We start from the raw sequence: 14,210 nt of genomic DNA on the forward strand, positions 1-14,210 counted from the left end.
CTTTTTCGATCAGAAGGCGGCACCCGGGAACTTTTGTCAGCTTTCTTCCACCACCCGGATTACGGCCTGCCCGCGCGTGATGTCGGTGATGCGCGCGCGGACTTCCTCTTCACGTGCCTGCGGCAGGGTGATGCGCAGGTCGACCCCATCCGCGCCGAATGTCTCCTCATCAATCATGGCGTCCATCGCCAGCAGGCGGGCGCGGATCAGGGCGTGGTCGGAAAAGCCGCAATGGAAGGTCAGTCCCACCATCGGCACGATGGGCCGTGACGGCGCGGTGCGCAGACATTCCGCCGCCGTTCCGCCATAGGCACGGACCAGCCCACCCGCGCCCAGCTTGATCCCGCCGAACCAGCGCGTGACCACGACCACTGTATGGTCGAATCCCTGTCCCTCGATCACCTGCAGGATGGGCCGCCCCGCCGTGCCGCCGGGTTCGCCGTCATCGTCGCTGCGATAGGCCTGCCCGATGCGATAGGCCCAGCAGTTGTGCGTGGCGTCGGGATCGCTGACATCGGCAATGAACGCCATCGCGGCCTCGGCTGAGGAAACGGGGGCCGCCTGTGCCAGAAACAGGCTCTTGCGGACTTCGCGTTCCAGCATGACCTGCTGCGTCAGGATCAGGGGCGTCTCGCTCACGCCGGGGTCACTCCCCCTCCGTGGCGAACAGGCTGACCAGATCGCCAAGGTGGCCGATCTCATGCAACTGCATGCCCTCGGGCGCGCTGGGACGGCGGTTGCCACGCGCGATGCGACGCGGCAGGTAGGCGCTTTCGAACCCCAGCTTGTGCGCCTCCTTCAGGCGCGTATCGGCCAGCGAGACCTGACGCACTTCCCCCGACAGGCCGACTTCGCCGAAATAGACAGCACCCGCATGCGTTGGCTGTCCCGTCGCGGCGGAAACCAGTGCCGCCGCTACCGCAAGGTCGGCGGCGGGTTCCATCACCCGCAGTCCGCCTGCGATGTTCAGGTGCACATCCATCGCGTTCAGCTTCATCCCGCAGCGCGATTCCAGCACCGCAAGCAGCATGTTCAGCCGCGCCGTCTCCCACCCCACCACGGCGCGACGCGGTGCACCATCGCCTGCCTTGGGCGACAGCAGGGCCTGCACCTCCAGCAGGACGGGGCGCGTGCCCTCCATCCCGGCGAAGACCGCAGACCCCGCGATATGCCCGCGCCGTTCGGCAAGGAACAGGGCGGACGGGTTGGGCACCTCCACCAGTCCCTGATCGGTCATGGCAAAGACGCCGATTTCGTCCGTTGCGCCAAAGCGGTTCTTCGCCGCGCGCAGGATGCGGAACTGGTGCCCGCGATCACCCTCGAAATACATCACCGCATCGACCATGTGTTCCAGCACGCGCGGACCCGCCAGCGCGCCTTCCTTGGTCACATGGCCGACCAGCATCAGGCAGAAGCCGCGCTGCTTGGCCAGACGGATCAGTTCGAACGCGGAGGAACGGACCTGGCTTACGGTGCCCGGCGCGCTTTCGACCGTTTCCATCCACATCGTCTGGATGGAATCGATGACCACCAGCGCCACGTCGCGCTCGCCCTCCAGCGTTGCCGTGATGTCCGCGACATTGATCGCCGCCGCCAGTTCCAGCCCCGGCGTGTCCAGCCCCAGGCGGCGGGCACGCAGGCGGATCTGGTCCACCGCCTCTTCGCCGGAGATATACATCACCCTGCGCCCCATCCCTGCCAGCGCGCAGGCCCCCTGCAGCAGCAGGGTCGATTTGCCGATGCCCGGATCACCGCCCACCAGCACGACGGAGGCCGGGACCATGCCGCCGCCCAGCACGCGGTCGAGTTCGCTGATCCGTGTCTCGATCCGTTCGGGTGGCGGCGTGTCACCGTCCAGCCCGACCAGTTCGATGCGCTTGCCCCGGCTGCGGCGGGGGGCGACGGCACCGCCCGCCGTGGGTTCAACCGTTTCCTCCACGATGCTGTTCCATGCACCGCATGCGTCACACCGGCCCGACCATTTCGGGAAGACCGCGCCACAGGACTGGCAGACGAAGCGGTTGGCGGGACGGCGGGCCATCTTGGTTCCTCAGCTTGTGAAAAGGCGGCAGATCTGTCGTTCAGGGATTGTCTGAAAAGATCAGGCCGACAATATCCTGAAATCATAAAAGTTTTTGGTGAAGCTTTTTGCAAAAAGCTTCAAAGACGTCGCCTTTTTCGATCAAAAGGCAACACCCAAAAACTTTTGTCGTTTTCCAGACAGTCTCTCAGACGCGGACATCCACCTTGATCGGTCCCTCGCGGCGGCCGTGGGTGAACTGGTCGACAATCGGGTTGCCACTGTCAAGCAGCGATGTCGCCGGTCCCTGCCAGATCAGCTTTCCCTCATACAGCATCGCCGCCTGGTCGCCGATCCGCTGGGCGGAGGCCATGTCATGGGTGATCGCAATCGCGGTCGATCCCAGTTTGCGCACGCAATCGACGATCAGCCCGTCAATCACCGCCCCCATGATGGGATCAAGGCCGGTGGTCGGCTCGTCAAAGAACAGGATTTCCGGCCGTGCCGCGATCGCGCGCGCAAGGCCCACGCGCTTTTGCATGCCGCCCGACAGTTCGGCAGGGGACAGAGCGCCCACAGCCGGGTCCATCCCCACCTGTTCAAGCAGTTCGCCCGCGCGTTTCTTTGCATCCGCACGGCTGATCTTATGTTTGTGCTGCCGTCCCGCCGCCATCAGGCCAAACGACACATTTTCCCATACCGTCAGGCTGTCGAACAGGGCAGCGTTCTGGAACAGCATGCCGATCTTTTCCATATACGGCTCACGATGGCGCGGCGACAGGGCGGTGACATCCACGCCGTCGATCTCGATCGTGCCCGCATCCGGCGTCACCAGCCCGAGGATGCAGCGCAGCAGCACCGACTTGCCCGTGCCCGACCCGCCGATGATGACGAAGGACGTGCCCTCCATCACATCGAGGTCCACCCCGTTGAGTACCACCTTCGGGCCGAAGGACTTGCACAGGCCGCGGATGCGGATTTTCGGTGTCGGTCCGGTCATTGTGAGAAGAACACATCCGTCAGCAGGTAATCGAAGGTCAGCAGCAGGATCGACGCTGCGACAACCGCCGCCGTCGTGGCGGCGCCCACGCCCTCGGCCCCGCCTCGGCTGTGATAGCCATGGTAGCAGCCCATCAGTGCGATCAGGAAACCGAAGATCGCCGCCTTCGCCAGACCCACCGTGACATCCATCATCTTGAATGACGAAATGGTGGCGGAAATATAGGCCTGCGGCACGAAGTTGAGCTTCATGACACAGACGATGAAGCCCCCCATGACGCCAAGGATATCGGCGATGATGACCAGGAACGGCAGCGCCAGCGTCCCGGCCAGCAGACGCGGCGTGACAAGGTATTTGATCGGGTTGGTCGAAAGCGTGCTGAGCGCGTCGATCTGGTTGGTCACCCGCATCGTGCCGATTTCCGCCGACATCGCGGCCCCCACGCGCCCCGCCACCATCAGGCCCGCCAGCACCGGCCCGAGTTCACGCGTCACCGCAAGGATGACGATGCCCGCGATCGCGCTCTGCGCATGGTACTGCGCGAACCCGGTATAGGATTGCAGCGCGATGACCCCCCCCGAAAACAGCGCCGTCAGCGCCACGACGGGGAGGGAGAAATACCCGATCTCCACCAGCGAACCCCAGAACGTCCGCCAGTAGAAGGGCGGCCGCACAAGGTGTGAGACCGCCAGCAGTCCGAACAGCGTCACCTGCCCTGCCATGCGGACCATGTCGAGCAGCGTGCGGCCGATGCCTGCGATGAAATCGAGGATCTTATCCATGCGCGCGCTCCGGATGGGGCAGCGGCACGGAGCGGGAGAGGAAAGCGGACATCTTCCTGCCGTAGCGCGGGATGGTCATGGCGTCAAAGCCAAACCGCGTGAAGCCGCATGGCCCGGCGGGAGCGGACCAAAAAGAGGCGGCGTCGCGAGACGCCGCCAGAGTTTAGGGAGGAAACGTCCATGAAGCACACACGTCATGCGGCTTCGCCCCAAAGGATGGAAAAAGCGACCGACCGGTGTCAAGCGGAAGTGCCAGAAAGGGACGCATGTGATACTTTTTTGTCACATATGTGCCGCCACACATTGCACGCCGTCATGGCCACCACGCCCACCATGATTGTCACCGCCAGCGGTACCGGCGTGTGGAACGTCACATGCCCCAGTATGAAGCCGCTCAGCGCCGCGAGCGAGAACTGGATCGTGCCCATCAGCGCCGAGGCGCTGCCCGCCTGATGGCCATGGTGGGTAAAGGCCAGCACCATCGCATTGGGACCGATGAAGCCCAGCGTGCCGGTAATCCCCATGATCAGCAGGCAGATCACCGCCGGATGCTGCGGCCCGGCAAAGCCCGACAGTGACAGCGCAAGGCACAGCGCACTGGTGCACAGGCACACCACGATGCCGATGTTGAGCAGCCGCGTCAGGGAATGGTGATGCACCAGCCACCCGTTGACCTGCGCCCCGGCGATGAAGAACGCCGCGTTGATGCCGAAGAACATCCCGAACTGCAGCGGCGTGAAGTGCAGCAGCTTTTCAAACAGGATGGGCGAGGCCGTAAGGTAGGCGAACATCACGAACGACGAAAAGCTGGTGATGAGCGCGCTGGACATGAAGACCGGCTCACGCACCAGCCCCATGTAGCGCGAGGCGATGCCCGATGCCGACAGCGGGATGCGCCGTGCACGCGGCATGGTGTCGGGCATCGCGGCCGCCACCGCCACCAGCGCCAGCGCGGAATAGAGGACCGCGATCCAGAAAATCCACCGCCAGTGCCCGACCGACAGCACAAGGCTGCCCAACGAGGGGGCAAGGATGGGCATCAGGCCGAACACCAGCGTCAGTTGCGACATGATCTTCGCCCCCTGCCGTCCTGTCGCGACATCACGCACGATGGCGCGCGGCACGACAGAACAGGAGGACCCGCCAAGCGCCGCAATGAAACGGCACAGGCAGAACAGGTCCAGCGTCGTGGCGCAGGCACACCCGATGGAGGCCAGCGTGAATACCGCCAGCCCCCCGATCAGGGGAATCCGCCGTCCCAGCCGGTCCGATAGCGGCCCCATGCTGAACTGTCCCACCGCAAGCCCCGCGAACCATGCGGCCAGCGTGATCTGGCTGGCCCCGTTGCGCCCCCCGGCCAGTTCCTGGTCCAGCACGGGAAAGGCCGGCAGGTACATGTCGGTCGACAGTGGACCGATCGCGGTCAGCAGGCCCAGAAGCCCGATCATCCACATCGGCATGAGGGGCGGCAGGGCAGGGGACGCGGGACGGGCGGACGTGGTGGGGGCGGCACTGGACATGGGAACGTGGCTCTGGGCAGGGCGGGCGGCACGGGAAATGTGACGGTCGGCGCGACGGGGAATTTCGGGGTTTTCATATCCGTGGTTTCGGGGGTGTTTGTCCATGTTTTCATGCACGTCATGTCCCCCTGCGCGACATGACGGAGGGGCGCTGCATGCATGTCCGCCATGGCCCCATCCGCTGCTTGGATTACCGGGGCGAAGCCGCTATGTCAGGCACACTTGGATTTTCTGCACACTGAAAGAGAGCGCACATGACCGAGACCGTTCCCGATCGCCTGTCCGCCAATCCCTCCAGCCCGTTTTACAACGAAGCCCTGCTTGAACGCGGCATCGGCGTCCGCTTCAAGGGTGTCGAGAAGAACAATGTCGAAGAATACTGCATCAGCGAAGGCTGGGTCCGTCTTGCCGTCGGCAAGAGCATGGATCGCCATGGCAACCCGATGACCATGCTGGTGCGTGGCCCGGTCGAGGTCTGGATCAAGGACTGAATTCCCTCCCGCGAAGGCAGTTTCGCGCGGGTGATATCCGGGCGCTGCCCGGACCCGGCAGGGATCACGATCCCTGCACCCTGATTCGTTTAAAAGTAACGGTTTCCAAAGGTCCGCGACCTTTGGCGGGGTTTCAGGGGCGGCGCCCCTGAGGCTGCGGCCCCCGCAAAGGCAGTTCCGCGCGGGTGATATCCGGGCTCTGCCCGGACCCGGCAGGGATCGCGATCCCTGCACCCTGATTCGTTTAAAAGTAACGGTTTCCAAAGGTCCGCGACCTTTGGTGGGGTTTCAGGGGCAACGCCCCTGAGGCTGTGGCCCCCGCGAAGGTAGTTGCGCGGGGCGCCATCCGGGCGCTGCCCGGACCCGGCAGGGAGCATGCTCCCTGCACCCTGATTCGTTTAAAAGTAATGGTTTCCAAAGGTCCACGACCTTTGGTGGGGTTTCAGGGGCAACGCCCCTGAGGCTTATTCCTCGTCAATCGCCCGCTTGGGCAGCAGCGCCGGCACGAAGACCAGTGTCGCGACCAGCGTGCAGGCCAGCGACAGCAGCAGCAGGCGACCCATGCTGGCCGTGCCCGGATGGTGCGACGCCGCCAGCGAACCGAACGCCGTGCCGGTCGTCAGGGCGGAGAACAGGACCGCGCGCGCCGTGGGACTCGACAGCGGCATCTTCACGCCCGCGCGCCAGTTCATGACGAAGTAGATGTTGAACGACACGCCCACGCCCAGCAGCAGGGGAAGGGCGATGATGTTGGCGAAGTTCAACTGTTCCGGCACGAACACGATCAGGATGACCGTCATCAGCGCCGACAGCAGCAGCGGTGCCAGCACCAGCGCCGAATCCAGCAGCCGGCGCAGGGCGACCGACAGGATGATGCCGATCATCACGATCGCCGCACACGCGGCCATGACGAAGGCATGGACCATGGTCGCCGCACTTTCGACGATGTCGATGGCGCTGCCCGCCGCCGTGGGGGCGACCTTCTTGATCTCACCCACATAGCGGTGCAGCGCGGTGTTGCCGGTCATCTGCTTGGTGGGATGCACTTCCACCAGCGCACGGCCGTCAGGCAGCAGGTAATCGTTGGCAAGGATCGGCGGCACGTCGGAAATCGACACCGGCTTGGCCTGCAGCATGGTGCGCAGCATGTCCAGCTGCATCGGCAGGAAATGGACCAGTGCCTCGTTGGTGGCAAGGATCGTCTGGTCATCCGCATGTGACAGGCGCGCCAGCGTGGACTGGATCTGGCGCAGCGGGTCGTTGGCCGCCAGCCTGTCCAGCACGCTGCCAAGGTCGGCCGCCGTTTTCGCGGCGGCTTCACGCAGGGCGTTGGCGTCCGGCGCGGGCTTGGGGTTGGGGACGATCAGGGTCGGCAGCATGATGTTCGCCGCGTCCTGGATCATCGGCAGCTTGGTGTTCTGGTCGGACGGCACCAGCGATCCCAGCCACAGCGCATCATGCACCAGCGGCAGTTGCGACAGCTTGTCCGACATTGTGTGCGCCTGATCGAGGTTGGGCATCAGCACATCGACGGAGTAGGGCGAATATTGCGGCTCCGACATCAGCATGCCCAGCGTGACCATGCCCTCGGACTTGGGGTTCTTGGTATGCAGCGGGTCGGCATCGAACGTCAGCGTCGGGATCAGGCCCGCGCCCAGCAGGGCAAGGCAGGCGAACACGGCGAGGATCGGCTTGCGATGGTGGCGGATGCTGACATCGATGGGCTTGGCAAAGGCGAAGCCGACCGCGCCATGGCCCGCCGTGGGGCGGAAGATCCGCAACAGTGCCGGCAGCAGCGTCAGCGTGCAGACAAAGGCGAAGATCATGCCAAAGCCCGCGATCAGGCCCAACTGCGCCACGCCGACAAAGGCGGTGGGCGTAAAGGCAAGGAACCCGGCGGAGGTCGCGGTTGCGGCAACAAGGATCTGGTGCCCGGTCTCATTGCCCGTGCGCTCCAGCGCATCATGCAGAGAGGGCACGACCCCGTCGGGCAGGGACTGCGCACGGAAACGCACGCAGAACTGGATGGCGAAATCCACCGCGATGCCGACGAACAGGATGGCGAACGCCACGGAAATCAGGTTCAGCTTCCCCACCGCCAGCGCGGCGAAGCCGGTGGTCAGCAGCAGGCCGGAGACCAGCGTGATGATGATCGGCGCGATCAGCCGCCACGTATGCACCGCCAGCACCAGCCACAGCGTCACCAGCACCAGCGAGCCGAGCAGGCCGGCCACCATGCCTTCGGCCACGGTCGCGAATTCCTCGTCCGCGATCTGGATGTCGCCGGTGATGTGGATGTGCGCCCGCCCGGATTTCACGAACGGCAGGTCGCGCGCGGCGTCGCGCATGGCGTCGGCGGCGGCCCCGCCGGGCTGGAACGAGTCGTAGTCAAGCTTGGGCTGCGTCACGACGAACTGGTACTTGCCGCCGAGGTCGGCAAGGTCACCGGCCAGCAGCCGCTCCCACGACATCGTCTCCGGATGGCCCTGCGCCGCATGATCCAGCGTGGTGGCAAAGCCCGACAGCGCGGACTGGAACCCCTTGAGGTCGCCTTCGCCATGTTCGATGCCCAGCGCGATCATCGACAGTGCGCCGAACAGGCCACGCCCCGACGGGTCGGCCGCAAGCTGCCCCAGGAAGGGCTGGGCTGTGATGGTGGTGTCCAGCACGCGCTCCAGCGCCTTGGGGTCAAGGAACATCAGCCCGTTGCGCACGAGATAGGGGTCGGTCTGCGGCGTGGTGACGTAATTGAAATGCGTGTGGTCGTTCTTCAGCCGCGCGGCAAGGTCGATCGCCGTCTGCTGCGCTTCCTCCGGCAGGGCCGCGTCGATCACCGCGACCAGCTGGTCCTGTTTCTGCGGGAACAGGCGTCCCATCTCGTCCGAGCGTTGCTTCCACGGCAGGTCGGAGGAGAACATCGTCCCCGTATCCGTGGTGACGCCCAGCCGCGTATAGCTTGCATAGACTGCCCCCCCGACCAGAACGGCAAAGGCCAGGACCACCGCAATGGCCCGGTTGGAACAGAACGCGACAAGACGCCCAAGGGGTACCGACAGCATGACGAGTTATTCAGCCCTTCAGAAACCGTTGCCGATGCGTATTTCGTCCTGGCACCGGGTGGAAGAGCCTCGGTTTGGCCCATGAAGCACATGTGATGCAAGGCGGTTCTTTGTTACCATGGTCCCGATCCATGTCAGCAACATGGCGCAGGCGCGCGCGAAGGCGTGGCATCGCTCCGGGCCATGCCAGTGCGGACGCATGGCGCGGCGGTCATGACTGTTCCGGAATCTCCGTGCCGTGGGCGGGGTTTTTCGCCCCTGCCGGCACGATCCAGTGCAGCTCCATCCACTGCCATCCCACCAGCGACGGCAGGCCCCATGCGATCTCACGCAATCGTTTGATCAGTGACAGGGCGATGGCGACCTGCGGCGACACCCCGAACAGGCCGGCAATGATGATGTAGCCCCCTTCGGACACGCCAAGTGCTCCGGGCACGGCGAAGCCCGCGGATTTTGCCGCCTGCCCCACGCTTTCGATCACAAGGCACTGCCCCAGCGACAGCGGGTGGCCCACGCCGTGCATGATGATGCTGACCTCGAACGTGCCGAGCGACCATCCCAGCAGTTGCAGCGCGCCCGCGCGGATCGAGCTTGAGCGTGTCTTGTACAGCGTGATGATTTCATGGTGCAGGCCGCGGATGTCCTCCATCCCGCCCCAGCCGAGATGGTCCGCGATGCGCATCAGCAGCCCTTCGATCAGGGACACCGCGCCAAGATACTGGCTGCCGAAGAACACCGCGCCCAGCAGCAGGGCGGCGCCCGCGCTTTCCATCAGTTCGTCCGTCACGGCGGAGCGGTTGACGAGGCAGAACAGCACCCCGAGCCCGATGAGCGTGAACGTCACCTGGCTGAGCAGTTCGATCGTCAGGTCGCAGATGGTCGATGCCGCCGCCCGGCGCAGGCCCACCCCATGGCGGCGTGACAGCAGGCGCGCGGTGATGACCTCGCCGCCGACCTGCGCCACCGGAAGGAGGTTGTTGATCCCTTCGCGCGCGCAGCGCAGGGCAAGGAAATCGCCCAGCGGCAGGGGACGGCGATGGCTTTCGGCCAGGATCTTCCACGCAAGGGCGGAGGCGCAGACCTGTGTGGCATGGAAGATGATGACAACGGCAATGCTCCACCCCCCCGTGGCGATCAGGGCAAGGATGTCATGCAGGCCGAAACGGGAGAGCATCCATACCGTCAGCCCGATCCCGAATGTTCCGGCGATGAAAGTGATCAGCCTCATCCGCCGTCCTCTTGTCGCGCGCCGTTGTCCGTGTCGCGCGCGGGGCCTCCGCGCGCGGGTGCGCTACAACCTTAACAGCCTCTTATTTTCTGTATCAATGCAAGACTTTCGACACAGGCGGCCACGGCCTCGCGTCCCTTGTTGTGGATGTCGTCGCGCGAACGCTCGACCGCCTGTTTCTCGGTATAGGTCGTCACCACCCCGAACGCGATGGGCACCTCCGTCGAAAGCGACGCCTGCATCAGGCCGGTTGCGGTGCCAAGGCTGATATACTCGAAATGCGCGGTCTCGCCCTTGATGACGCAGCCAAGGCAGACCACCCCGTCGTAACGCCCGGTTTTCGCCAGCGTCTGCGCCAGCAGCGGCAGTTCGAAGGCGCCGGGGGCATACATGACATCATCGTCGCGCATGGCGATGTCATGTTCACGCAGCCACGCCAGCGCGCCGTCACGCAGGCCGTGCGTCACGTCTTCATTGAACCTGCTGACCACGATGGCCAGGCGCGGCGCGCGGGCAAAGGTCAGGTCCACGGTGGTGGAGGGGATGTTTGTACTCATCGACTGTTTCCTGAAGGGGGTCTCAGTCCGCGACCGGGGCGGTCGCGGGCAGGCAGAGCTTGTGGCCCATGCGGGTGCGCTTGGCATCCAGATAGGCGCGGTTGAACGGGTTGGGCGCGATGTCGAGCGCCACGCGCTTGCGCACGGTGAAGCCGCGCTGCGTCAGGGCGCTGACCTTGTCGGGATTGTTGGTCATCAGGTCCAGCGTCCCGATTCCCAGCGCGCGCAGGATGTCGGCGGCGACGTTCCAGTCCCGCGCATCGGTGTCGAAGCCGAGGCGGTGATTGGCGTCCACGGTGTCGAGTCCCATGTCCTGCAGCGCATAGGCGCGGATCTTGTTCGCAAGCCCGATGCCGCGTCCCTCATGCCCCTGCAGATAGACCAGCACGCCGGATTCCGCACGGTCGATCCGTTCCAGCGCCGCCTGAAGCTGCGCGCCGCAGTCGCAGCGCAGCGATCCCAGCGCATCGCCCGTGACGCATTCGGAATGCAGCCTTACCAGCGGCACGGTCCCCTTTGCGTCGGGCTGGCCCTTGACCATCGCGACATGTTCCGTCCCGTCGGGCGCGCGGAAGGCGTGGATGATCATGTCCTCCCCGCCAAAGCGACTCGGCAGTCTCGCCTGCGCCACCTGTTCGACACGGGGGAAGGGGGAGGCCGTCTCGCCCGGTGCGGCGCTTGCCTCGGCCCGGGCGCGCAGCCACGCCGCAAGTTCGGCGATGGAAAGGATCGGCAGCCCGTGCTTTTCGGCGAAGGGGCGCAGGTCGTCCATGCGCGACATGGTGCCGTCGTCGTTCGTGATCTCGCAGATCACGGCGGCGGGGATCAGGCCGGCAAGGCGGGCGAGGTCGATCGAGGCCTCGGTATGGCCATCGCGTTCCAGCGTCCCGCCCGGCTTCGCACGCAGCGGGAAGATATGCCCCGGCGAGACGAGGTCCGATGGCTGCGCATCCGGGGCCACGGCGGCAAGGATGGTGCGCGCGCGGTCGGCGGCGGAAATGCCGGTGGTCACGCCCTCGCGCGCCTCGATGGAGACGGTGAAGGCCGTGCCGCGTGGGCAGGTGTTGACCTGCGTCATCATCGGCAGGCCAAGCTGCGTCACGATGGCCGGGGCCAGCGGCATGCACACCAGGCCACGGGCATGGGTGATCATGAAATTGATCGCCTCCGGCGTGACAAGCTCGGCCGCCATCACCAGGTCGCCCTCGTTCTCGCGGTCCTCGTCATCGACAAGGATGACCATCCCGCCACGCCGGATCGTCGCGACCGCTTCTTCCAGCCGGGGGGGCATCAACGGTACTGGCATAATGACTCCACGTATTTTGCGATGACATCCACCTCCACGTTCACCTCCGCGCCGGGCGTCAGCGTGCCCAGCGTGGTGTGCTCCCACGTGTGGGGGATGATCATGAGTTCGATGCGGAATTCGTCAGGCGCGGCATCCTCGCCCGGGGCGCCGACGGCGTTGAGCGTCAGGCTGATGCCGTCAAGGGTGATCGACCCCTTGTCCACGAGGTAGCGGCGCAGGCGGGCAGGCACGGCAAAGGCGATGTGGCGGGCGTCCCCGTCCGGCGTGACCGACAGCAGGCGCGCGGTGGCGTCCACATGCCCCTGCACGATATGGCCCGACAGGCGGGTCGCAGGCGTGACCGCGCGTTCAAGGTTGACGCGCCGCCCCGCAGCCAGATGCCGCAGCGAGGTACAGTCCAGCGTTTCGGGGCTGATGAAGAACGTGGCGTTGCCCGCCGCGTCGAACGTCGTCACCGTCAGGCACACGCCATTGACCGCGATGCTTTCGCCCAGCGACAGGTCCCCAATGCCGGTCGCCACCGCGACCTCCAGGTCGCGTTCGCCGCGCTGCGTCGTGGTGACGGTTCCCAGATGTTCTATGATCCCTGAAAACATGTCGCTCCTTTCGGGATATCCAGTTCGGGAAACAGGCACAGCGGCGTGTCATTGCCGTCGCGGAGGGTGACGCCCATCGTCTCCGTCCCGTCGGGGCGCACCCCGATCGTCAGCCAGTCATCCCAGATTCCGTGCGTGCGCAGCGCCGACAGCAGGGTCGGCCCCGCCTCCACCAGCGCCCACATCGCCCCCGCCTGTCCCAGCAGGTCCGGCAGGTGCGTGATGTCGGTGCAGGTCCGCACGTCGAACCCGCGTGCCTTGGCCTGCGCGACATAGGCCGCGTCCACCTGCCCGCGCGTGGTGCATGCCACCAGCAGGCGCGGCCCGCGCCCCGGATGGTCGCTCACCCGCCGCACGTCGAGGCCGGGGCGATCCGCGGTAATGGTGCCGGTGGCGGTGACCACGGCATCGGTCGCGCGGCGCAGGCGGTGGGCGAGGTCGAGGGCGGCGGCAGAGGTAAAGGTCGTGCGCCCGGCAGGCGGGATCATCGATCCCTCGATGTCGAGCGCCTGCTTGACCGTGATCCATGCCCGTCCCGTGCGGGTCAGGCGGGCGAAGGGGGCGATCAGGCCCCGGCACTGCCGCGCCAGTCCTGCGGCCTCGGGACCGGTCACATCGGACAGGAACCGCACGTCACACCCATGGTCACGCAGGTAATCCGCGCCGCCGCCCGCAACATTGGGGTTCGGGTCCGCCGCCCCGATCCACACGGTGCGGATGGGGGTGCCCATGATGGCCTGCGAACACGGCCCGGTGCGGCCGGTATGGTTGCAGGGTTCCAGTGTGACGACGATGGTGTGGGCGCGTTCGATCAGGCCGAGTTCGCGGCACAGCGTGATGGCCCGGGCCTCCGCATGCGGGGTGCCCGCACGATGGTGCGCGCCGGTGCACAGGATGGCGCCATTGGCGTCAAGGATGGCGCAGCCCACGGGCGGGTTGGGGGCCGTCGCACCGACATGGCGCACGGCCTCCGCCACCGCCGCGCGGAAGGCGTGTCCGATATGGGGGGGAAGTTCCTGCGCCCTTGTCCCCGTGCGTGCATGTCCGGCCGACATGTCCACGACGCTACTCTCCATCCACTACGCGGACGGACCCGGGGCGTACGACGCCTGCATGCCGCCCCCATGGCCAGGGACGGACATCCTGACATGCGTTCTCTATCATCCGGACTGTAACCGTCGGTCCCGGGGTCTCACCGGGTCTGCTGTCCCTGTCGGCCGATGCCGTCAGGCGCTCGCGGACTGATGGCGGGAGCGTTGGCCCCGTCAAACACCGCCGGTGGGGAATTGCGCCTCGCCCCGAGAACGTCTGCGGACCGGCTCCCATGAGCCAGCCCATCAACTGTTTCATAGTTTGGGAAGAATGACAGGCAATTGCAAGCCCCGTTCCCGATCACATTCGCCGAGAGGAGGGAAAGGTTCAGGGCTCTGCCCTGAAACCCGCCAAAGGGCATTGCCCTTTGGAAACCAGGACCTGTTCCGCGGATATTGCCACAGGGGCAAGGATTTTTTCGAAATAAAGGTTTTTGGTGAAGCTTTTTTCAGGGTCTGTTGGGAATTATGGTTTTTAAAAGCGTGTGATTGTGATTCAAGGTCTGCATGGATCGCTTCGTACTGACAGACGCCCAATGGGCGAAAATGGAACCGCT

13 protein-coding genes and 1 riboswitch are annotated in these 14,210 nt (G+C 65.4%); of the genes, 1 reads left to right on the plus strand and 12 read right to left on the minus strand.

Annotated features, from left to right (window positions below; all coding sequences use genetic code 11):
• Nucleotides 1–36: 36 nt before the first annotated feature.
• From KMAL_RS11850 to KMAL_RS11870, 5 genes are all read right to left on the minus strand, one after another.
• Nucleotides 37–603, minus strand: coding sequence for an IMPACT family protein (locus KMAL_RS11850; RefSeq protein WP_110095920.1), 567 nt, complete (start codon nt 601–603; stop codon nt 37–39).
• A gap of 43 nt (nt 604–646) precedes the next feature.
• Nucleotides 647–2,041, minus strand: coding sequence for a DNA repair protein RadA (gene radA / locus KMAL_RS11855; RefSeq protein ID WP_110095909.1), 1,395 nt, complete (start codon nt 2,039–2,041; stop codon nt 647–649).
• Nucleotides 2,042–2,228: 187 nt separating this feature from the next.
• A complete protein-coding gene (locus KMAL_RS11860) occupies nt 2,229–3,020 on the minus strand; it encodes an ABC transporter ATP-binding protein (RefSeq protein ID WP_110095910.1) in 792 nt (263 codons plus the stop codon).
• Nucleotides 3,017–3,802: an MlaE family ABC transporter permease gene (locus KMAL_RS11865; protein WP_110095911.1), complete on the minus strand. Its 786-nt coding sequence runs from the start codon at nt 3,800–3,802 to the stop codon at nt 3,017–3,019. The genes KMAL_RS11860 and KMAL_RS11865 overlap by 4 nt, the downstream gene beginning before the upstream one ends.
• A 239-nt stretch (nt 3,803–4,041) precedes the next feature.
• Nucleotides 4,042–5,322, minus strand: a complete 1,281-nt coding sequence (locus KMAL_RS11870) for a multidrug effflux MFS transporter (protein WP_110095921.1) — start codon at nt 5,320–5,322, stop codon at nt 4,042–4,044.
• Nucleotides 5,323–5,576: 254 nt separating this feature from the next.
• Here KMAL_RS11870 and KMAL_RS11875 point away from each other — a divergent pair, with 254 nt between their 5' ends.
• Nucleotides 5,577–5,813, plus strand: a complete 237-nt coding sequence (locus KMAL_RS11875; RefSeq protein ID WP_110095912.1) for a DUF3297 family protein — start codon at nt 5,577–5,579, stop codon at nt 5,811–5,813.
• A gap of 464 nt (nt 5,814–6,277) precedes the next feature.
• On the opposite strand, the gene KMAL_RS11880 is transcribed toward KMAL_RS11875, so the two are convergent.
• The 7 genes from KMAL_RS11880 to KMAL_RS17440 form a co-directional block, all read right to left on the minus strand.
• Entirely contained in the window at nt 6,278–8,872 is a 2,595-nt protein-coding gene (locus KMAL_RS11880; RefSeq protein WP_110095913.1) for an MMPL family transporter, read from the minus strand.
• A 211-nt stretch (nt 8,873–9,083) separates the two neighbouring features.
• On the minus strand, nt 9,084–10,100 hold the full coding sequence (locus KMAL_RS11885; protein WP_110095914.1) for a lysylphosphatidylglycerol synthase domain-containing protein: 1,017 nt from the start codon (nt 10,098–10,100) through the stop codon (nt 9,084–9,086).
• A gap of 71 nt (nt 10,101–10,171) precedes the next feature.
• Nucleotides 10,172–10,657 (minus strand): 6,7-dimethyl-8-ribityllumazine synthase, encoded by a 486-nt coding sequence (gene ribH / locus KMAL_RS11890; RefSeq protein WP_110095915.1) that lies wholly within the window; start codon nt 10,655–10,657, stop codon nt 10,172–10,174.
• Between the two features lie 22 nt (nt 10,658–10,679).
• Nucleotides 10,680–11,948 carry a 3,4-dihydroxy-2-butanone-4-phosphate synthase gene (gene ribB / locus KMAL_RS11895; protein WP_110095916.1) on the minus strand — a complete coding sequence of 423 codons (1,269 nt, stop codon included), beginning with the start codon at nt 11,946–11,948 and terminating at the stop codon, nt 10,680–10,682.
• Entirely contained in the window at nt 11,948–12,562 is a 615-nt protein-coding gene (locus KMAL_RS11900; RefSeq protein ID WP_110095917.1) for a riboflavin synthase, read from the minus strand. The genes ribB and KMAL_RS11900 overlap by 1 nt, the downstream gene beginning before the upstream one ends.
• The gene (gene ribD, locus KMAL_RS11905; protein WP_110095922.1) at nt 12,544–13,617 is read right to left on the minus strand and encodes a bifunctional diaminohydroxyphosphoribosylaminopyrimidine deaminase/5-amino-6-(5-phosphoribosylamino)uracil reductase RibD; all 1,074 of its coding nucleotides are present in this window, start codon (nt 13,615–13,617) and stop codon (nt 12,544–12,546) included. The genes KMAL_RS11900 and ribD overlap by 19 nt, the downstream gene beginning before the upstream one ends.
• Nucleotides 13,618–13,710: 93 nt before the next feature.
• Nucleotides 13,711–13,872, minus strand: a riboswitch (FMN riboswitch).
• A gap of 36 nt (nt 13,873–13,908) precedes the next feature.
• The coding region (locus KMAL_RS17440; protein ID WP_219811424.1) for a hypothetical protein at nt 13,909–14,210 on the minus strand (302 nt) is incomplete at its 5' end.

The sequence above is a fragment of the Novacetimonas maltaceti genome, assembly GCF_002906255.1.
Classification (GTDB): Bacteria; Pseudomonadota; Alphaproteobacteria; order Acetobacterales; family Acetobacteraceae; genus Novacetimonas; species Novacetimonas maltaceti.

Bases quoted from the DNA above. Each gene is read 5' to 3' on its own strand.
- KMAL_RS11850 (WP_110095920.1), bottom strand. From the start codon at position 603: ATGCTGGAACGCGAAGTCCGCAAGAGCCTGTTTCTGGCACAGGCGGCC.
- radA (WP_110095909.1), bottom strand. From the start codon at position 2,041: ATGGCCCGCCGTCCCGCCAACCGCTTCGTCTGCCAGTCCTGTGGCGCG.
- KMAL_RS11860 (WP_110095910.1), bottom strand. From the start codon at position 3,020: ATGACCGGACCGACACCGAAAATCCGCATCCGCGGCCTGTGCAAGTCC.
- KMAL_RS11865 (WP_110095911.1), bottom strand. From the start codon at position 3,802: ATGGATAAGATCCTCGATTTCATCGCAGGCATCGGCCGCACGCTGCTC.
- KMAL_RS11870 (WP_110095921.1), bottom strand. From the start codon at position 5,322: ATGTCCAGTGCCGCCCCCACCACGTCCGCCCGTCCCGCGTCCCCTGCC.
- KMAL_RS11875 (WP_110095912.1), top strand. From the start codon at position 5,577: ATGACCGAGACCGTTCCCGATCGCCTGTCCGCCAATCCCTCCAGCCCG.
- KMAL_RS11880 (WP_110095913.1), bottom strand. From the start codon at position 8,872: ATGCTGTCGGTACCCCTTGGGCGTCTTGTCGCGTTCTGTTCCAACCGG.
- KMAL_RS11885 (WP_110095914.1), bottom strand. From the start codon at position 10,100: ATGAGGCTGATCACTTTCATCGCCGGAACATTCGGGATCGGGCTGACG.
- ribH (WP_110095915.1), bottom strand. From the start codon at position 10,657: ATGAGTACAAACATCCCCTCCACCACCGTGGACCTGACCTTTGCCCGC.
- ribB (WP_110095916.1), bottom strand. From the start codon at position 11,948: ATGCCCCCCCGGCTGGAAGAAGCGGTCGCGACGATCCGGCGTGGCGGG.
- KMAL_RS11900 (WP_110095917.1), bottom strand. From the start codon at position 12,562: ATGTTTTCAGGGATCATAGAACATCTGGGAACCGTCACCACGACGCAG.
- ribD (WP_110095922.1), bottom strand. From the start codon at position 13,617: ATGTCGGCCGGACATGCACGCACGGGGACAAGGGCGCAGGAACTTCCC.